This is a genomic window from Enterobacter sp. SECR19-1250, assembly GCF_013391025.1.
Classification (GTDB): Bacteria; Pseudomonadota; Gammaproteobacteria; order Enterobacterales; family Enterobacteriaceae; genus Enterobacter; species Enterobacter cloacae.
In genome coordinates this window covers 1-18,310 of the sequence record NZ_JACASJ010000097.1, presented here as the reverse complement: position 1 = coordinate 18,310, position 18,310 = coordinate 1, and the positions used below count along the sequence as shown (strand labels likewise).

Annotated in this window: 16 protein-coding genes and 1 pseudogene; 1 reads left to right on the top strand and 16 read right to left on the bottom strand. The window is 54.4% G+C overall.

Annotation, left to right across the window (positions count from 1 at the left end):
• Positions 1 to 58 precede the first annotated feature (58 nt).
• The 16 genes and pseudogenes from HX884_RS20610 to nnr all read right to left on the bottom strand — a co-directional run.
• A pseudogene (locus tag HX884_RS20610) lies at positions 59 to 541 on the bottom strand (PspA/IM30 family protein); the annotation flags it as partial.
• 16 nt (positions 542 to 557) lie between these two features.
• Positions 558 to 959, bottom strand: a complete 402-nt coding sequence (locus tag HX884_RS20605; RefSeq protein WP_178328716.1) for a YjfI family protein — start codon at positions 957 to 959, stop codon at positions 558 to 560.
• A gap of 122 nt (positions 960 to 1,081) precedes the next feature.
• Positions 1,082 to 1,813 (bottom strand): 23S rRNA (guanosine(2251)-2'-O)-methyltransferase RlmB, encoded by a 732-nt coding sequence (gene rlmB, locus HX884_RS20600; protein ID WP_095455151.1) that lies wholly within the window; start codon positions 1,811 to 1,813, stop codon positions 1,082 to 1,084.
• A 67-nt stretch (positions 1,814 to 1,880) separates the two neighbouring features.
• On the bottom strand, positions 1,881 to 4,322 hold the full coding sequence (gene rnr, locus HX884_RS20595; RefSeq protein ID WP_178328715.1) for a ribonuclease R: 2,442 nt from the start codon (positions 4,320 to 4,322) through the stop codon (positions 1,881 to 1,883).
• A 38-nt stretch (positions 4,323 to 4,360) separates the two neighbouring features.
• Complete coding sequence (gene nsrR / locus HX884_RS20590) at positions 4,361 to 4,786, bottom strand: nitric oxide-sensing transcriptional repressor NsrR (protein WP_014830384.1); 426 nt, start codon at positions 4,784 to 4,786, stop codon at positions 4,361 to 4,363.
• A gap of 193 nt (positions 4,787 to 4,979) precedes the next feature.
• Complete coding sequence (locus tag HX884_RS20585; RefSeq protein WP_006178975.1) at positions 4,980 to 6,278, bottom strand: adenylosuccinate synthase; 1,299 nt, start codon at positions 6,276 to 6,278, stop codon at positions 4,980 to 4,982.
• A gap of 104 nt (positions 6,279 to 6,382) precedes the next feature.
• A complete protein-coding gene (locus HX884_RS20580) occupies positions 6,383 to 6,580 on the bottom strand; it encodes a DUF2065 domain-containing protein (RefSeq protein ID WP_013095291.1) in 198 nt (65 codons plus the stop codon).
• A gap of 71 nt (positions 6,581 to 6,651) precedes the next feature.
• Complete coding sequence (hflC, locus tag HX884_RS20575; RefSeq protein ID WP_013095290.1) at positions 6,652 to 7,656, bottom strand: protease modulator HflC; 1,005 nt, start codon at positions 7,654 to 7,656, stop codon at positions 6,652 to 6,654.
• A 2-nt stretch (positions 7,657 to 7,658) separates the two neighbouring features.
• On the bottom strand, positions 7,659 to 8,918 hold the full coding sequence (gene hflK / locus HX884_RS20570) for an FtsH protease activity modulator HflK (RefSeq protein WP_013095289.1): 1,260 nt from the start codon (positions 8,916 to 8,918) through the stop codon (positions 7,659 to 7,661).
• A 56-nt stretch (positions 8,919 to 8,974) separates the two neighbouring features.
• On the bottom strand, positions 8,975 to 10,255 hold the full coding sequence (gene hflX / locus HX884_RS20565) for a ribosome rescue GTPase HflX (RefSeq protein WP_013095288.1): 1,281 nt from the start codon (positions 10,253 to 10,255) through the stop codon (positions 8,975 to 8,977).
• 74 nt (positions 10,256 to 10,329) lie between these two features.
• On the bottom strand, positions 10,330 to 10,641 hold the full coding sequence (gene hfq, locus HX884_RS20560) for an RNA chaperone Hfq (protein WP_178328714.1): 312 nt from the start codon (positions 10,639 to 10,641) through the stop codon (positions 10,330 to 10,332).
• 85 nt (positions 10,642 to 10,726) lie between these two features.
• Positions 10,727 to 11,677 (bottom strand): tRNA (adenosine(37)-N6)-dimethylallyltransferase MiaA, encoded by a 951-nt coding sequence (gene miaA, locus HX884_RS20555; protein WP_020688973.1) that lies wholly within the window; start codon positions 11,675 to 11,677, stop codon positions 10,727 to 10,729.
• The gene (gene mutL / locus HX884_RS20550) at positions 11,670 to 13,514 is read right to left on the bottom strand and encodes a DNA mismatch repair endonuclease MutL (protein ID WP_061772495.1); all 1,845 of its coding nucleotides are present in this window, start codon (positions 13,512 to 13,514) and stop codon (positions 11,670 to 11,672) included. Before mutL ends, miaA begins: the two co-directional genes overlap by 8 nt.
• 9 nt (positions 13,515 to 13,523) lie before the next feature.
• Positions 13,524 to 14,855, bottom strand: a complete 1,332-nt coding sequence (amiB, locus tag HX884_RS20545; protein WP_020688975.1) for an N-acetylmuramoyl-L-alanine amidase AmiB — start codon at positions 14,853 to 14,855, stop codon at positions 13,524 to 13,526.
• A gap of 16 nt (positions 14,856 to 14,871) precedes the next feature.
• Positions 14,872 to 15,333 (bottom strand): tRNA (adenosine(37)-N6)-threonylcarbamoyltransferase complex ATPase subunit type 1 TsaE, encoded by a 462-nt coding sequence (gene tsaE, locus HX884_RS20540; protein WP_013095283.1) that lies wholly within the window; start codon positions 15,331 to 15,333, stop codon positions 14,872 to 14,874.
• Complete coding sequence (gene nnr, locus HX884_RS20535; protein WP_178328713.1) at positions 15,326 to 16,849, bottom strand: bifunctional ADP-dependent NAD(P)H-hydrate dehydratase/NAD(P)H-hydrate epimerase; 1,524 nt, start codon at positions 16,847 to 16,849, stop codon at positions 15,326 to 15,328. Before nnr ends, tsaE begins: the two co-directional genes overlap by 8 nt.
• On the opposite strand from nnr, the gene queG reads away from it, so the two are divergent.
• Positions 16,848 to 17,987, top strand: a complete 1,140-nt coding sequence (queG, locus tag HX884_RS20530) for a tRNA epoxyqueuosine(34) reductase QueG (protein ID WP_029882404.1) — start codon at positions 16,848 to 16,850, stop codon at positions 17,985 to 17,987. The two genes, nnr and queG, sit on opposite strands and share 2 nt — an antisense overlap.
• Positions 17,988 to 18,310 lie beyond the last annotated feature (323 nt).

Here is an 18,310-nt window from a genome sequence, read left to right as displayed (position 1 = left end):
CAACCCGCTACGGGGGAGACTTACCCGAAATCTGATTTATTCAACAAAGCCACGTTACTCCGATCGTTGAAGTTGTAACGGCCTGCTGCGCCCGCTGCATCGCTTCCGTAGCTTTGATAACCTCCAGTTGCTGTTCAAATTGTTCAATACGCTGCTTTGTAATCCCTACGGCCTTTTCAACGTTATTTCTGGAAGTTTCAAGAGAGGTCAAGACCTGCTCTTCAATAGCGATTGTATTCTCAAGACGGGCGATTTCTTCTGCGACTTCATTGAGCAGCGCAGCATCAACATTCTTACTCATCGCTTCAATAGCACGTGACTCAAGGTGTTGTTTACGCTCATTCAGTTCGGCAATCTTGTCATTGCTGAGCTTTACCCGGGCAAGCAGATCAACACGTGATTTGCCTGCTTTATCGAACTCTACTTTTGCATCACGAATGTGCTGCTCCAGCATCCGTACTCCCTGCGCTTCTTTTATCGCTTCATCAGTCTGGTTAAGTAACGATTTACCTAACGTAAAAAGATTTTTTAAGATACCCATATATTTCCCTTATCCATCAATTTAAAAATTCTTCGGTGAGCTCAGCCAGATCCAATGCATTCTCCGCAAGAGTTGTCAATTCCAGAATAATATCTTCAAGAGATGAACTTATTGATAACGCCCCAAAAGCAACATAATATTCTTCATGCTGGATCAGAGAAAGCCCGACAGAAGATAAGGGCAGGATTTTTTGATTACGTAATAAAAAGAGATTGAAATCAGCCTGGCGTTTGATGATGTTGGCAGGACAAATATAGGTATCAATGATAATTTGCTTGGGTGTAATAAAAATATTTAATGGTAAATCTCCATAATCATTCATTTTTACCATAAGAACGTCATTGTTATTTTTTAAATCAATATTAATATCGCTCCGATGCAATAATTCATCAGCAAGCGATGATAGAGACCATCTCATAAATTCATCCATGTGTTAGTTTTTTTGATATAGAACAGCCGAAAGAGTTCCATTCATTATATTACCAACCAGGACATAAAAAAAGCCACCCAAAATTGGGTGGCTTTTTTATAATTTAATAATCAACTACGCTGACGTACCGCTTCAAACAGGCAAATACCCGTTGCAACAGAAACGTTCAGGGACGACACGCTGCCCGCCATCGGGATGCTGATCAGCTCGTCGCAGTGCTCACGCGTCAGGCGACGCATGCCTTCACCTTCCGCACCCATTACCAGCGCCAGACGGCCGGTCATTTTGCTCTGATACAGAGTATGATCCGCTTCACCGGCGGTACCGACGATCCAGATATTCTCTTCCTGCAGCATACGCATGGTGCGCGCCAGGTTGGTGACGCGGATCAGCGGAACGTTTTCCGCTGCACCGCAGGCCACTTTCTTCGCCGTTGCGTTCAGTTGTGCAGAACGATCTTTCGGTACGATCACCGCGTGCACGCCCGCCGCATCGGCGCTGCGCAGGCACGCGCCGAGGTTGTGCGGATCGGTCACACCATCAAGGATCAGGAAGAACGGGTTATCCAGTGCGGCGATCAAATCCGGCAGATCGTTTTCCTGATACTGACGGCCTGGCTTCACGCGGGCAATAATCCCCTGGTGAACCGCGCCTTCACTTTTCTCATCCAGGAACTGGCGGTTGGCCAGCTGGATCACCACGCCCTGCGCCTCCAGCGCGTGGATCAGCGGCATCAGACGTTTGTCTTCACGCCCTTTCAGAATGAACACTTCCTGAAAACGCTCCGGTGCGCGCTCCAGCAGGGCCTGCACCGCGTGGATGCCGTAAATCATTTCACTCATTGATGATTCTCATAATAGGTATTTCCCCCTCTCCCCAGTGGGGAGAGGGTCAGGGTGAGGGGAGAATTTACTCCGCCTGCTGTTTCTTCGCTGCGCGCTTCGCTTTGGTCGCAGCAGCAATTTTCTGTGTTTTCGCGGACGGCTTTTTCGCCTTGCGAGCCTCTTTCTTCGCCGCTTTTGGCTTCTGCTTTTTCTCACCGCGGAAGGCGCTGTCTGGCTCGAAGTTCACTTTCTTACCCGCCTGACGACGTTTGCCGCTCGCGTTGCCGTTACCGCCTTTTTTCGCCTTCTCACGCGCGGTTTTACCTACGTTGCGCGGCGCGCGCTCGCTGGAGATCAGACTGAAGTCAATCTTACGCTCGTCCATGTTGACGGCTTCGACTTTGACTTCCACCCGGTCGCCAAGGCGATAGGTCTGTCCACCCGACTCACCAATCAGGCGCTGTCCAACCTGGTCGAAACGATAATAGTCGTTATCGAGGCTGGAGACATGCACCAGACCGTCGATAAACAGCTCGTCAAGGCGAACAAAGAAACCAAACCCGGTCACGCTGGCGATAACACCTTTGAAAATGTTACCGACCTGATCCAGCATAAAGTCGCATTTCAGCCAGTCAGAGACTTCGCGCGTCGCTTCATCGGCACGGCGTTCGGCCATGGAACAGTGCTGGCCAAGCTGCAGCATCTCTTCCATTGAATAGTGGTACCCGCCGGTTTCAGTCGTGTTCCCTTTATGGCCCTGCTCCTGCGCCAGCAGATACTTGATCGCACGGTGCAAAGACAGGTCCGGATAACGGCGGATCGGCGACGTAAAGTGCGCGTAAGACTGCAGCGCCAGACCGAAGTGACCCCGGTTTTCCGGGTCGTAAATCGCCTGCTTCATGGAGCGCAGCAGCATGGTCTGCAGCATTTCTGCATCCGGACGATCGCCAATGGATTCCAGCAGCTCGGCATAATCGCGCGGCTCTGGCTTGTTACCGCCAGGCAGCTCCAGACCGAGTTCAGCCAGTACGGAGCGGAACGCGGTAATGGCTTCCGTCGACGGTTTATCGTGGATACGGAACAGCGCCGGCTCTTTAGCTTTCTCGACAAAACGGGCCGCCGAGATGTTCGCCAGGATCATACACTCTTCGATCAGCTTATGCGCATCGTTACGCTGGGTCTGTTCAATACGCTCAATGCGGCGTTCAGCGTTGAAAATGAACTTCGCCTCTTCGCTCTCAAACGAGATCCCACCGCGCTCTTCACGCGCCTGATCCAGCGTTTTGTAGAGGTTATGCAACTCTTCGATGTGCTTCACCAGCGGCGCATACTGTTCACGCAGGTCCTGATCGCCCTGCAGCATATGCCAGACCTTGGTATAGGTCAGACGCGCATGGGAGCTCATTACCGCTTCGTAGAATTTATAACCGGTTAAGCGACCTTTACTGGAGATGGTCATCTCGCAAACCATACACAGGCGATCAACCTGCGGGTTCAGGGAACAGAGGCCGTTGGAGAGCACTTCCGGCAGCATCGGTACCACCTGAGACGGGAAGTAAACCGACGTACCACGGCTGCGCGCTTCGTTATCGAGCGGCGTATGGGGACGAACGTAATAGCTCACGTCGGCGATAGCAACCCACAGACGCCAGCCGCCACCGCGTTTTTTCTCGCAGTATACGGCGTCATCAAAGTCGCGGGCATCTTCTCCATCAATGGTGACCAGCGGCAAACTGCGGAGATCCACGCGTCCCGCTTTGGACTCTTCCGGAACCTCTTCCTTCAGGCCCACAATCTGCTCTTCAACCGCTTTTGGCCAGATGTAGGGGATCTCATGTGTACGCAGGGCCATATCAACAGCCATGCCGGTACCCATGTTATCGCCCAGCACTTCGACGATTTTACCTACCGCTTTGGTGCGACGCGTTGGACGTTGGGTAAGCTCCACTACTACCACAAAGCCCATGCGCGCGCCCATCACCTCTTCAGGCGGGATCAGGATATCGAAGCTCAGACGGCTGTCATCCGGTACCACAAAGCCTACACCGGCATCGGTAAAGTAGCGGCCAACGATCTGGCTGGTTTTTGGCACCAGCACGCGAACCACGCGTGCTTCGCGACGGCCTTTACGATCGGCACCCAGCGGCTGCGCCAGGATCTGGTCGCCGTGAATACACATTTTCATCTGTTCGGATGAGAGATAGAGGTCGTCTTTGCGGCCCTCTACGCGCAAAAAACCGTAACCGTCGCGGTGACCAATGACGGTCCCTTTCAACAGGTCGAGGCGTTCTGGCAGCGCATAGCACTGGCGACGGGTAAAGACCAGTTGCCCGTCGCGCTCCATGGCGCGCAGGCGGCGGCGAAGGGCTTCAGTTTGCTCTTCACCTTCAATGTTTAATTCAACAGCAAGTTCTTCACGATTGGCGGGTTTTTCGCGTTTTGTTAAGTGTTCAATGATGAACTCGCGGCTGGGGATAGGATTCGCGTATTTTTCAGCTTCGCGTTCCTGGAAAGGATCATGTGACATATCGGTTCCTCCGTTGTCAGCTCCGGTGGGAATTTTCTTCATTCCACCAGCAATAATTTATAAAGCGGTTGATTCTCTTCAACCAAATCGGCCAGCGTGTAGTTATCCAGTTCCTTGAGAAAACTTTGCACGGCCAGAGAAAGCGCCTGTTTCAGGCGACAAGCGGGTGTAATGTGGCAGAACTCACTGCTGCAGTTCACCAGAGACAAAGGCTCCAGTTCACGCACCACATCCCCAATACGAATACTTTGCGCCGGTTTACCGAGACGGATCCCACCATTTTTCCCGCGGACGGCAGCAACGTATCCGGCACGACTAAGTTGATTGATTATTTTGACCATATGATTACGGGACACGCCGTAGACCTCTGTCACTTCAGAGATACTGGTCATTTTCCCATCGGGTAACGACGCCATGTAGATTAGCGCGCGTAAGCCGTAATCGGTGAAACTTGTTAACTGCACATCAACCTCAGGAAAAAAGGGAAAACGCGGTAAAACCGCAGAGATATTCATTAATGATGATAAACCAGCCAGATAGTTAGGGGCTAATTTATTTGACAGACGGGGCGAAAAAGCGGATATCCAGGAGCGGTCGCCGGATGGCGCTACGCTTATCCGGCCTACGGGTTTCCCCGCAGGCCAGCAGTCACGAAGATTATGCGTCGAACGGGTCGCGCAGAATCATCGTTTCAGTACGATCCGGGCCGGTAGAGATAATGTCGATCGGCACTTCGGTCAGTTCTTCAATGCGCTTGATGTAATCCAGCGCTGCCTGTGGCAGGCCGCTACGCTCTTTCACACCGAAAGTGGTCTCAGACCAGCCTGGCATGGTTTCGTAGATTGGCTCGATACCTTCCCAGTCGTCAGCAGCCAGCGGAGTGGTGGTCACTTCACGGCCATCTGGCATGCGGTAGCCGACGCAGATTTTCACCTCTTTCAGGCCGTCCAGGACGTCCAGTTTGGTCAGGCAGAAGCCAGACAGGGAGTTGATCTGCACTGCACGACGCACAGCCACTGCATCCAGCCAGCCGGTACGACGACGACGACCGGTGGTCGCGCCAAACTCGTTACCTTGCTTGCACAGGAACTCGCCGGTTTCATCAAACAGCTCGGTCGGGAATGGACCCGCACCTACGCGAGTGGAGTACGCTTTGATGATGCCCAGAACGTAATCCACATAACGTGGACCCAGGCCAGAGCCGGTCGCCACGCCACCTGCGGTGGTGTTAGAGGAGGTTACGTACGGATAGGTACCGTGGTCGATATCCAGCAGCGTACCCTGCGCACCTTCGAACATGACGAAATCGCCACGCTTGCGCGCCTGGTCCAGCAGATCGGACACATCAACTACCATGCCGGTCAGAATGTCTGCAATCGCCATGACATCATCCAGCACTTTCTGGTAGTCAACAGCGTCTGCTTTGTAGAAGTTCACCAGCTGGAAGTTGTGATATTCCATCACTTCTTTCAGTTTTTCAGCGAAGGTGGCTTTATCGAACAGGTCGCCCACGCGCAGACCGCGACGAGCCACTTTGTCTTCATAAGCCGGGCCGATACCACGACCGGTGGTGCCGATCGCTTTCGCGCCACGCGCTTTTTCACGCGCAACGTCCAGCGCCACGTGATAATCAAGGATCAGTGGGCAGGCTTCGGAGAGCAGCAGACGCTCGCGAACCGGGATACCACGGTCTTCCAGACCTTTCATCTCTTTCATCAGCGCAGCCGGAGACAGCACTACGCCGTTGCCGATGATGCTGGTGACGTTTTCGCGGAGAATGCCTGATGGAATAAGATGGAGGACGGTTTTTTCACCGTTGATTACGAGAGTATGGCCTGCGTTGTGACCGCCCTGGTAGCGTACAACATATTTAGCCCGTTCAGTCAGAAGATCAACAATCTTCCCTTTACCTTCGTCACCCCATTGGGTGCCCAGTACGACGACGTTGTTACCCATTTTTTTCAAAATCACCGTTTGCTTAAAAATGGATTCTACCATCGCTTTTTCAGATATACAGCACTTTTTGACCCCAAAATATGCCAAAACCGATCACTTTTTGATCAGCCAATCGTTTTCCTCAACATGTAGTAGATAACAATACCAGCAACCACAAGACCGCCGCCGAATCGGCGCAAAATATTATCCGGCAACTGGCTCAGGGTGGCGATCATGCGACGCCAGGCGCGCGGATAGAGCATCGGGCCCAGGCCTTCCAGGACTAAAACCAGCGCCAGTGCCAGCCAGATCGTTGAATTCATTTTTAATCCTTATAAAAGAAAACCACCGCTCCGTTAAGAGCGGTGGTTTGAATACTCAAACGAGACTGAGTTTATCGCGTTGCGTTAGTCGGCGTCTTCATATAACGGAAGAAATCGCTGTCCGGGCTGAGCACCATCACATCCTGGTTGCTCTGGAAGCTATTCTCGTAAGCACGCAGGCTACGGATAAAGGCATAGAAGTCTGGATCCTGGCTAAACGCATCGGCGAACAGTTTCGCGGCTTCCGCATCACCTTCACCACGCAGGATACGGCCCTGACGCTCAGATTCCGCCAGCGTCTTGGTCACTTCGTAATCCGCGGCCGCACGCAGTTTTTCCGCTTCTTCCTGACCCTGTGAACGGTGACGACGGGCTACCGCTTCACGCTCGGCGCGCATACGGTTGTAGATCGCCTCAGACACTTCCGCCGGCAGGTTGATCTGCTTAATACGCACATCCACCACTTCGATACCCAGCGCAGCCATACTGTTCGGGTTGATTACAGGCACTTTACCATTGGTTTCAGCCTGAACACGTTCCGCCGCTTTAGCAATTGCATCGTCCGCTGCTGGCGTTTCAACTTCGTCTTCCGTACCCGCGGTGCCGGAGTTCAGCGCATCGCGCACTTCCAGCGTCAGACGACCACGAGAGTCGGTCACGATGTCTTTCACATCCAGACGACCAATCTCAGAACGCAGACGGTCAGAGAATTTACGTTTCAACAGCACTTCCGCCTGAGAAACATCACCGCCGCCCGTTGCCAGGAAGTAACGGCTGAAATCACTGATACGCCACTTGATATAGGAGTCAACGATCAGGTCTTTCTTCTCTTTGGTCACGAAACGGTCGGCCTGGTTATCCATGGTCTGGATACGCGCATCAAGCGTCTTCACTGACTGGATAAAAGGAACCTTGAAGTGCAGACCCGGCTCATAAATCACCGGACGCTTGTCACTGTCACGGACGACGCTGCTGAACTGGAACTTAATCCCGCGCTCGCCCTCTTTCACCACAAAGATAGAGGTATAAAGTACGACCAGTACGATGACGATGATCGCAATAACTGACTTACGCATCCTTATTCCCCCTGACGCTGGTAGTCGTTACGCTGCGCGTTAGCACGGCGTTGGTCCATAATGTCACCATCGTTCGAAGAAGGCGTGGTTGTTGCGCTGGAGCTACCGGACGATGCAGGTGGCAGACGCAGCAGGTTATTCGCACCGCTGTTGTCTTTTGCTGCCGGTGCAGAACCGCCTTTCAGCATCTGATCCAGCGGCAGTACCATCAGGTTTCCACCTTTGCTGTCGTTAACCAGCACTTTACGTGTATGGCTCAGCACTTTTTCCATGGTTTCGATATAAAGACGCTCGCGGGTAATTTCCGGAGCCGCTTTATATTCCGGCAGGATTTTCGCGAAACGTGCCACTTCACCCTGCGCTTCCAGGATGGTCTGGGTCTTATACGCGCGTGCTTCTTCAAGAATACGCTGCGCCTGACCGTTAGCACGTGGCTGAACTTCGTTGGCGTACGCTTCCGCTTCACGGATGTACTGCTGTTCGTTCTCACGCGCGGCAATCGCGTCATCAAACGCGGCTTTCACCTCTTCCGGCGGACGAGCAGCCTGGAAGTTGACGTCCAGCAGGGTGATACCCATGTTGTACGGACGAATGGTCTCTTCCAGCTCACGCTGGGTATCGCTACGAATAACGGTACGACCTTCAGTCAGAATGCGGTCCATGGTGTATTTACCGATCACGCCACGCAGGGCGCTGTCGGTCGCCTGACGCAGGCTGTCATCGGCACTGGTCACGCTAAACAGATAACGTTCTGGGTCCGTAACACGATATTGCACGTTCATCTCAACGCGCACTACGTTCTCATCAGAGGTCAGCATCACGCCGGAAGCGGCCAGCTCACGCACCGACTCCACGTTCACTGCAGTGACGTCGTCAATGAAGGTCGGTTTCCAGTTCAGGCCCGGCTCAACCAGATGGCTGAACTTACCAAAACGGGTGACCACGCCGCGCTCGGCTTCTTTAATGGTGTAGAACCCGCTGGCTGCCCAGATGATGACCACGGCAGCGGCCACAATGCCCACGATGCGACCACCCATTTGCGGACGCGGGCCCTGGGTAGAATTGCCACCCGAGCCAGACCCTTTTCCTCCACCAAGCCCACCAAGCTTCTTGCTTAGCTTGCGGAAGATATCATCCAGATCCGGCGGCCCCTGATCGCGACCACCTTTGTTGCCATTTCCCCCAGAGTTGCCGCCTTGATTATTGCTGCTTCCCCACGGGTCGCGGTCCTGTCCGTTATTACCGGGCTGATTCCACGCCATGTATATGCTCCATATTTGTTATGCAAGGGCGAATTATTCAGGCATCCCCTTTCCGATCAGACGATATAGTCGACCAGCGCAGGTTCTTGTTTACAGAGGCGACGCCAGTCAACGATCGGCATACGCACCTGCATCCCCACGCTGCCGTCATCCTCCATCCACTCTTTTTCTATCGCCTGAAGCTGATAAAACCGGCTGCGCAGCCTGCCTTCCTGTGGTGGCAGTCGCAGCGTGTGCTGGGCTACCTCACCGGAAAGACGTTCTGTCAAAGCCTGGAAAAGCAGTGGCACGCCAATACCGGTCTGGGCGGAAAGCCAGACCCGAATTGGTTTGTTCTCTTCATCACGATCGATACGCGGCTCAAAATCATCCAGCATGTCGATCTTGTTCATCACCAACAGCGTTGGGATCTCGTGGGCCTCGATCTCTTCGAGCACCACATTCACCGCGTCGATGTTTTCCTGCACGCGGACATCTGCAGCATCAATCACGTGCAGCAGCAGGGTCGCCTGACGCGTCTCCTGCAGGGTGGCTTTAAACGCGGCCACCAGATCATGCGGCAGGTGGCGGATAAACCCTACGGTATCCGCCAGCACGGTTTCACCCACATCCGCCACGTCGATACGACGCAACGTTGGGTCCAGGGTCGCAAACAGCTGGTCTGCGGCATAGACCTGGGCCTCGGTAATCTGGTTAAACAGGGTGGATTTACCGGCGTTGGTATACCCCACCAGCGACACCGTCGGGATGTCGGCTTTCGTACGCGCCCGACGTCCCTGCTCACGCTGTTTCTCGACTCTTTCCAGACGAGAGAGGATCTGGGTAATACGGCCGCGCAGCAAACGGCGGTCGGTTTCGAGCTGGGTTTCACCCGGACCGCGCAAACCAATCCCGCCTTTTTGTCGTTCAAGGTGGGTCCAGCCACGTACAAGACGCGTGGCCAGATGGCGCAGCTGCGCCAGCTCAACCTGCAGCTTACCCTCGTGGGTACGTGCACGCTGAGCAAAAATATCTAAAATCAACCCCGTGCGATCGATAACACGGCATTCGCAAAGCGCTTCCAGGTTACGCTCCTGAGCCGGAGACAGCGCATGATCAAACAACACGACTGACGCACCGGTTGCTTTTACGGCATCCGCAATTTCTACTGCTTTACCTTCACCAACAAAATACTTTGGGTGCGGCGCTTTACGGCTACCGGTAATCACCTGCATTGCTTCGACACCGGCGGAAGAGACCAGAGATTCAAACTCCTGGAGGTCTTCCATATCTTTGTCTTGCGAAAAATAGATGTGTACCAGCACCGCCTGCTCACCGGCATCATAACGGTCAAACAAGCGTAAAACCCTCTAAAAATATCAGCGGGGAACGCAGGATCCCTGGCTCCCCGTGTGGATAACAGTGCGAAACCTTATTCGGTCTCGTCGCTGTCCTGCGCAGGAGCAGAAGAACCCTGCGAGTTGCTGCCATGATGGTAGTTACTACCAGTGCCGCCGCCAGCGTTATTGCTGTGATGAGATACCGGACGGGACGGAACAACAGTAGAAATAGCGTGCTTGTAGACCATCTGGCTGACCGTGTTTTTCAACAGGATCACGAACTGATCGAAAGACTCAATCTGACCTTGCAGCTTAATACCATTCACCAAATAAATAGAAACTGGAACACGTTCCCGACGCAATGCGTTCAGGAACGGATCTTGTAAAGATTGCCCCTTAGCCATTCTATCTTTTCCTTATATGCTTGTTTTGTACTTAGAACCTTGCGATTCTGAAAAATTGCGCACGATACGTCTCAATTGTACACATTCAGTGAGCGATATCACCAATAACCTCAATCACTTCGTTTAGCGCCTGTTGCGGTTTTTCGCTGTCTAACCAGTGAACCCCTTCCCAACCGCGCAACCAGGTGATCTGGCGCTTCGCTAACTGTCTCGTGGCGCAAACACCTCTATAAACCATTTCATCATATGAAATCTCGCCTTCAAGATATGACCACATCTGGCGGTATCCCACACAACGAACGGAAGGCATGTCCGTATGCAAATCTCCACGGGCAAATAACGCCCGCACTTCTGCTTCAAAATCTGAAGCCAACATCTGATGAAAACGCTGCTCAATTCGTTGATGGAGCAGTTCACGGCTCGCCGGGGCGATAGCGAACTGATGCACCTGATACGGCAGAGCGTCTCCTGACGTTTGCGTCAGTTCCGTTAAAGTTTTACCCGAAATGAAAAAAACTTCCAGTGCCCGGGAAAGCCTTTGCGGATCATTTGGATGGATCCGTGCTGCGGCAACCGGGTCAATCTCTGCCAGTTGCTGATGCAAAACGTCCCATCCCTGCTCTGCCGCCTGCTGTTCAATTTTTGCTCTTATTTCAGGGTCCGCCGATGGCAGAGGAGAGAGCCCCTCCAGCAACGCCTTGAAATAGAGCATGGTGCCGCCAACCAACAGCGGTATACGTCCCGCCGCCGTTATCTCGGCCATCTCGGCTAAGGCATCGCGGCGGAAATCCGCTGCGGAGTAGGCCTGCGCCGGGTCGAGAATGTCCAGCAAACGATGCGGAGCCGCGCGCAGTTCGGCTGCGTCGGGCTTCGCCGTGCCAATGTCCATTCCTCGGTAGATGAGGGCAGAATCGACACTAATCAACTCTACGGGCAAAACTTTACGTAGCTCAATGGCTAACGCCGTTTTGCCGGAGGCCGTAGGGCCCATCAAAAAAATCGCCTTAGGCAGGCTCGCCTTACTGACATCAATCATCTTTAAGGGCAGTCATCGCCGTTTGTAAATCAACAGGTTGTAATAATCCACCCGGCGGTGCTTTCACCAGATGCGGGCAAAGGCGTTCCACCTCTGCCAGCACGCTAATCGCCTGTGCCATACTCCACGGCGTATGTTCGCTGGCCAAATGGCGGGCGATCCACTGCGCGGTGTTGGCGGCATCAAACGTTGTTTGTTGCGCCAGGTAGCCTATCAGTTCAGGAATCAAGTTTTGTAAATTTTGTTGGCGTAAGGGTAAAGGCACTGCGCGAATTGTCACATGCTGTGATTCCAGTACCATTTCAATCCCCATCTGCGCCAGTTGGGCCTCTGCGCGCTGCAGTACCCTTGTTTCTTCAGTGGATATTTTTAGTCGAACCGGGATCAAAAGCGGTTGCGCACAAGCCGCGTTTTCTCCCGGGGTCAGCTGCACCTGTTTTAGCCAGCGTTCTGCAACCGGCAGGGCCAGGAGCATGAGCTTGCCCTCGCGTTCGAGTAACGCCATATCCGGCGCAATAATCGTCAGTACCCGGCCAAAGCTCTGACTATGCCCTTCCAGCGAAGGCGCTTGTACCTCACTGTGCTCTTTACGCGTGACTGCGGGAGTTTCCAGCAGTTTACGGTACAACGCCCCCTGCTGCTTTTGATAGCCGGGCTGAGCGTTGGGATAGTTCGCACCGGTGGGTCGCGGCGCGCTTCCTGCCGACGAGAAACGTGGCGCTTCCGGTTCACGCGCGACAGCTGGCTCGGCAAAATGGTTACGCCCCGCCGCAACACGGTTTTCCGGTATTGGACGCGGAGCGGGCTCTTCTTTTTCCAGCGGCAGCGTGGGTTCAACCTGCTGCTGCAAAACGCTCAGCACGCCCTGATAGATGAAATCGTGCACCAGCCGCGACTGATGGAACCGAACTTCATGCTTGGCAGGATGGACGTTAACATCAACCTGATGCGGGTCGATTTCCAGATAAAGCACAAACGCAGGCTGCTGATCCGCGCCGAGCTTATCTTCACAGGCCTGACGAATGGCGTGGTTGATCAGACGGTCGCGCATCATGCGGCCGTTTACGTAGCAATACTGGATCTCCGCGAAGGCGGCGCTACTGGCGTTCGGGTCGGCAACCCAACCGCGTAAGGCCAAATCACCGTGCTGCCATTCAATGGCCAGCGCCTGTTCCAGAAACGGCGTACCGCAGATTGCCCCCAGACGACGCTCTTTCTGGCCGCCCTCCGCTACTGCGCGGTACTGGCGCATCACCTTGCCGTTGTGGCTGAGGTTGATGGTGACATCGAAACGCGCCAGCGCGATACGGCGGATAATCTCATCGATATGACCGAATTCGGTCTTCTCGGTGCGCATAAACTTACGGCGGGCGGGAGTGTTGTAGAAGAGATCCAATACTTCGAGCGTCGTGCCAACAGGATGCGCCGCAGGTTTAATCGTGACGTCCATATCGCGCCCTTCGGCATAGGCCTGCCAGGCTTCCTGCTGTTCGGCCGTTCGGGAGGTCAGCGTTAAACGGGAAACCGAGCTGATACTGGCCAGCGCCTCGCCGCGAAACCCGAGGCTGATGATCGCTTCCAGGTCGTCCAGAGAGGCGATTTTACTGGTCGCGTGACGCGCCAGCGCCAGCGCCAGCTCCTCTTTTTTGATACCGCACCCGTTATCCCGAATGCGAATCAGCTTTGCGCCACCACGTTCGATATCAATATCGATGCGGGTGGCTCCCGCATCAAGACTGTTTTCGACCAGCTCCTTCACCACCGACGCAGGGCGCTCCACCACCTCACCGGCGGCGATTTGGTTCGCAAGCTGCGGCGGTAGAACCTGAATCGGCATGAATTCTCCTTAGTTGGTCGCGGTCATCTCACCCGGCAGCACGGCGCTGGCCGTCTGGGCTGCACCGCCCTGCGGCGCAGACTGCAGCGGATGAGCCTCAAAATATTTACGCAGACCGTTATAAATCGCTTCGGCAATTTGCTGCTGATAGCTGTCGCTGCCCAGCAAACGCTCTTCGCTGTTATTACTGATAAAGCCCGTTTCCACGAGGATCGATGGAATGTCCGGCGAACGCAGAACCCCAAGGCTCGCATGCTCCGGACGGCGTTTATGCAATGCCCCGATGCCTTGCAGCTGATTCAGTACGTTGGTGGCGACATCATACCCGACGCGCTGAGAATGACCGAACTGTAAATCGAGCACCGCCTGGCTGAGATACGGGTCAGACTGGCTGTTGGCCAGCACATCGCCCGCCCCACCCAACAGTTCGGACTGCTTCTCATGCTCTTCAAGCCAGTTAGCCATTTCACTGTTCGCCCGACGGTTTGACAGCACCCACACCGATGCCCCCGTGGCGTTACGGTTTGGCGCGGCATCCGCATGAATGGAGACCAGGAAGTTAGCATTTTGTTTACGCGCCACGTCTGAGCGTCCCATCACGGAGATAAAGTAATCGCCGTCACGGGTCAATACGCCTTTAAACATCGGGTCATCGTTCAACAGCGTCCGTAGCTTACGGGCAATGGCGATGGTCACGTTTTTCTCGCGCGTACCACCTGGACCAATTGCACCAGGATCCTGCCCGCCATGACCGGCATCAATGGCGATAATCACTTTATCACCGCTGACCACACGACGCGCGCTGGCCGCCGGGCGCGTCACGGTATTACTGCTGGTAACGCCGGTGATGCGATCGTTGTCGGTTTTAAACGGATTCCGCGCAGGTTCAGACGGGCGCGGGGTATAAACCGGCTCTTCCACCCGTTTCGCCACAACCGGCGGCGGTGGCGGTGGCGCATCGGCATTGATGGTAAAGACCACCGTATAATTCGCGCCGTTTTGCTGCTTCACCGCCCGCGTTTTACCCTTTTCGGTCAGATCGACCACCAGGCGCAATGACTGACTGTCTTTTGGCGTACCGGAACGAATACTTTTGACCAGGTTGTTACCGCTGAACTGCAAGGGCAACCCCTGGATCACACCCGTCTGTTTGATATCCAGCGCCACGCTGCGGCTGTCTGGTTGAGAAAAAGCATATTCAGGGTCGCCCATAAAACTGAACGTGATCCGGGCCTGACTCTCCCCGTTCGACACCTGAATATCCGAGAGGCTTGCCGCACCAGCCTGCGCGCACAGCAGCACTGTGGCAGCCAATAACCAACCTTTAACGCGATTTATCATCCCGTCATCCCTACGCTCAACCGGCTAAACGCGCCAGTAAGGAACTGCCTGATGAGGAAACAGCACTGATGCGCGCCTCACGCCCTTGTGCCTGGTAATCTAAGTGAATTTCGACATCCGGGTCAGGCAACACACCCGCACCTTGTTGCGGCCACTCCACCAGGCAGATGGCATCATTGGCAAAATAATCACGGATCCCCATAAATTCCAGCTCCTCAGGATCCGCAAGTCGGTATAAATCGAAGTGATACACCATGAGATTTTCAAGAGTGTACGGTTCTACCAGCGTGTAGGTTGGGCTTTTCACATTCCCGTTATGGCCTAACGCCTGCAAAAAACCCCGGCTGAAGGTGGTTTTACCCGCACCTAAATCACCATAAAGATAAATGACAGTCGCCCCCTGACAGGCCTGCGCCACGCGCTTGCCGAGTTCTAAAGTGGCTTGTTCATCAGGTAAAGGAATCGCTCGATTAGTCATTTTCTACGTCAATCACATCCGGGTTAACAACACGCCGCAGCGTGCAAAAAAGATCGGTGGCCAGCATACCGCGTGTGCCATACCGTGCAGCCAGGCTGTCAGCCGCCGCACCGTGAGCCACGCAGCCGGCACAGGCTGCATCATAAAGGGGAAGTTTCTGCCCGAGCAATGCGCCGATGATGCCTGAAAGCACATCGCCCATTCCGCCACTCGCCATGCCCGCATTTCCGGCATCAATAATGCCCAGTGCCTCATCGCTTGCGATGACGGTTCCCGCCCCTTTGAGAACGGCAACACCTCCGTAACGTTTTACCAGACGGCGAGCAGAAAGTAAGCGATCGCTTTCAATTTCTGCCACGCTGCAGTTAAGCAGCCGCGCGGCTTCGCCGGGGTGTGGCGTCAGGATGCGATTGTGACGCTTATCCGGGTTGATTGCCAGAAGGTTCAGCGCATCGGCATCCCAGAGCATCGGTTTACGAAAATTCTCGACCTTTTGCAGAGCCTGCTTACCCCAGGCCTGTTGCCCGAGTCCCGGGCCAATCACCACCACATCCGCCCACTCAAGACTCTCTTCAAGGGTCTGCTGCGTAAGCTCATGCACCATCAGCTCTGGTCGGGCCGTAATGATGGGCGGGATATTTTCACTGCGCGTCAGCACCCGGACCAGCCCCGCACCGCTACGCAACGCAGCTTCCCCCGTCATCCGGATTGCGCCAGCAGTGCCGTGATCGCCGCCAATGATGACCAGCCTGCCGTGGTCTCCCTTGTGCGACGTTGGCCGACGCGGCGGCAGCCAGTGGCTAAGTTGAGTAGCATCAAAGCGGGAAAGGTGTATCTCCTGCCCGGCAAGCCAGCTCTCCAGCCCCAGGGCGTTATGGTGCAACGAGCCCACCACATCCCTCGCTTTCCCGGTGAGTAACCCGGGCTTCAGGGCAATAAACGTGACAGTATGCGCGGCCTGGATCACCGCTCCTGGCGTCGCACCGGTTTCCGCCAACAGACCAGAGGGAATATCCAGTGCCACCACCGGCGCGGTATGGGCATTGGCGCGCGCAATCAGAGCGGCTACGTTATCACGGGGCGCACTACGTAACCCGGTGCCCAGCAGACCATCAACAATCAGATCAACATCCTCTGGCCAGACGATATCGGATGCATGAATCACTCCGCCTGCATTCAGCCAGGCTTCCCGCGCGGCGCTGGCTTCTTCCGGCAGCGGCTTATCGCTCTCCAGCGCCAGTAACGTAACGCGGAGACCTGCCGCGACCGCCAGCCGGGCGACAACGTAACCATCGCCGCCGTTATTGCCGTGTCCGCATAAAATGAGCCAGTGGCCGGATTGCGGATACGCACTGCGGGCAATGTTGAATGCCGTCTCGCCCGCCCGTTGCATGAGCTCATAAAGGGTAATGCCAAGACTGTCTGCGGCCTCTTTTTCGGCGCGTCTGAGGTCATCCGCATGCCAGATGGAATGTGGTATACTTGCGGGGTTTTTCTTCAGAGTATGGTCCGTCATGTCACAGCCCCTCGATCTCAATCAGTTAGCGCAAAAAATAAAACAGTGGGGTGCTGAACTGGGCTTCCAGAAGGTGGGGATCACCGACACCGATCTCTCCGCCAGCGAGCCAAAACTGCAGGCCTGGCTGGATAAACAATACCACGGCGAAATGGAGTGGATGGCGCGTCACGGCATGATGCGGGCCCGTCCACACGAGCTGTTGCCGGGTACGTTACGCGTTATCAGCGTACGCATGAATTATCTTCCCGCCAACGCGGCTTTTGCGCGTACGTTAAAAAATCCCTCTCTCGGTTACGTTAGCCGGTATGCCCTGGGGCGTGATTACCATAAGCTTCTGCGTAACCGACTAAAAAAACTCGGCGAAACTATTCAGCAGCACTGTGTTTCGCTGAATTTTAGACCGTTTGTCGACTCCGCGCCTGTTCTTGAGCGCCCTATCGCTGAAAAAGCCGGGCTTGGCTGGACTGGTAAGCACTCACTTATTCTGAGCCGCGACGCAGGATCGTTCTTTTTCCTTGGTGAACTGCTGATTGATTTACCGCTGCCGGTAGACGGCCCGGTAGAAGAAGGCTGTGGGCGCTGCGTAGCCTGTATGACTATCTGCCCGACGAGCGCTATCGTTGAGCCCTATACGGTGGATGCACGACGCTGCATCTCTTACCTCACCATCGAACTGGAAGGGGCGATCCCTGAAGAATTCCGGCCGCTTATCGGCAATCGCATCTACGGCTGCGACGACTGTCAGTTAATTTGCCCGTGGAACCGCTACTCGCAACTCACGGACGAAGAGGATTTTAGCCCGCGTAAGGCGCTGCATGCGCCACAGCTCATTGAACTGTTTGCCTGGAGTGAAGCCTGGTTCCTGAAAGTGACGGAAGGTTCGGCCATTCGCCGTATTGGCCATCTGCGCTGGCTGCGTAATGTCGCCGTTGCGCTGGGAAATGCCCCGTGGGATGAAGCGAATATCCGGGCGCTTGAGAGCCGTAGAGGTGAGCACCCACTTCTCGACGAACACATAGAATGGGCGATTGCGCAGCAAATCGAGAAGCGAAATGCCTGCGTGGTTGAGGTACAACCACCGCAAAAACAACGCCTGGTGAGAGTGATAGAAAAAGGGCTTCCGCGGGATGCGTGAACTATTCACAGCCTGTGAATAAAATTATAAACTCAAGCAGCATCAGGGCTGGAGATGAGGTCAAGTGATCTCAATAACATTTTGAAATCAAATTTTCTCAAGAATATACAGCAAGTTACAGAGATACTATTCACCCTGCTAACTTTTTACACGGTTTCGGCCACACCCAAAATCTGTGGATAACTCTGTTTACAAGAGTATTTCGGAAGTAATATAAAACGTCCCCAACGAATCTTATCGCTGTGGATATTTTTGATATCAAGAAGAATTTGGAGCGGGAAACGAGACTCGAACTCGCGACCCCGACCTTGGCAAGGTCGTGC

What these genes read in the sequence shown, in the direction of transcription:
- hfq (WP_178328714.1), bottom strand. Translation starts at nt 10,641, where the DNA reads ATGGCTAAGGGGCAATCTTTACAAGATCCGTTCCTGAACGCATTGCGT.
- tsaE (WP_013095283.1), bottom strand. Translation starts at nt 15,333, where the DNA reads ATGACTAATCGAGCGATTCCTTTACCTGATGAACAAGCCACTTTAGAA.
- hflK (WP_013095289.1), bottom strand. Translation starts at nt 8,918, where the DNA reads ATGGCGTGGAATCAGCCCGGTAATAACGGACAGGACCGCGACCCGTGG.
- HX884_RS20585 (WP_006178975.1), bottom strand. Translation starts at nt 6,278, where the DNA reads ATGGGTAACAACGTCGTCGTACTGGGCACCCAATGGGGTGACGAAGGT.
- rlmB (WP_095455151.1), bottom strand. Translation starts at nt 1,813, where the DNA reads ATGAGTGAAATGATTTACGGCATCCACGCGGTGCAGGCCCTGCTGGAG.
- nnr (WP_178328713.1), bottom strand. Translation starts at nt 16,849, where the DNA reads ATGACGGACCATACTCTGAAGAAAAACCCCGCAAGTATACCACATTCC.
- HX884_RS20580 (WP_013095291.1), bottom strand. Translation starts at nt 6,580, where the DNA reads ATGAATTCAACGATCTGGCTGGCACTGGCGCTGGTTTTAGTCCTGGAA.
- hflC (WP_013095290.1), bottom strand. Translation starts at nt 7,656, where the DNA reads ATGCGTAAGTCAGTTATTGCGATCATCGTCATCGTACTGGTCGTACTT.
- amiB (WP_020688975.1), bottom strand. Translation starts at nt 14,855, where the DNA reads ATGATAAATCGCGTTAAAGGTTGGTTATTGGCTGCCACAGTGCTGCTG.
- HX884_RS20605 (WP_178328716.1), bottom strand. Translation starts at nt 959, where the DNA reads ATGAGATGGTCTCTATCATCGCTTGCTGATGAATTATTGCATCGGAGC.
- miaA (WP_020688973.1), bottom strand. Translation starts at nt 11,677, where the DNA reads ATGATTGATGTCAGTAAGGCGAGCCTGCCTAAGGCGATTTTTTTGATG.
- queG (WP_029882404.1), top strand. Translation starts at nt 16,848, where the DNA reads ATGTCACAGCCCCTCGATCTCAATCAGTTAGCGCAAAAAATAAAACAG.
- rnr (WP_178328715.1), bottom strand. Translation starts at nt 4,322, where the DNA reads ATGTCACATGATCCTTTCCAGGAACGCGAAGCTGAAAAATACGCGAAT.
- mutL (WP_061772495.1), bottom strand. Translation starts at nt 13,514, where the DNA reads ATGCCGATTCAGGTTCTACCGCCGCAGCTTGCGAACCAAATCGCCGCC.